General features: G+C 30.8%; 1 pseudogene. It reads right to left on the bottom strand.

The features are described from left to right. A pseudogene (locus HMPREF9075_RS13940) lies at positions 1 to 302 on the bottom strand (transposase); the annotation flags it as partial.

The raw sequence follows: 302 nt of genomic DNA, 5'->3' as shown, positions 1-302 counted from the left end.
CTGAAACCCAAGAATATATACCTCTTATCCAAGACTTTACTTGGTGTATTACTTTGTGTAATGTAGGAAAATTCTTTCCGTCATTACTCGGTTTTTGAGTTATATTAAAGTCTTTTATAGGTTTATATCATTTCCATTCGTCAGTAGTAACTTGTGCTGTTTTACTAATGTGTTTTTCAAATATTGTTCGTAATGATTTTGAAGAAAAATCAGGTATTTTTAGTACATAAAAGCGCTTTACTTTGCCTTGGGTCAGTAAGTTCCATTGTACAAAGAACTTTCTTTTTCTTTGTGTCATAGCT

It is taken from the genome of Capnocytophaga sp. oral taxon 332 str. F0381, from assembly GCF_000318275.2.
Taxonomy (GTDB): domain Bacteria; phylum Bacteroidota; class Bacteroidia; order Flavobacteriales; family Flavobacteriaceae; genus Capnocytophaga; species Capnocytophaga bilenii.
Note: the sequence above shows the minus strand (reverse complement) of the source record. Positions and strands in the feature narration are given on the sequence as shown.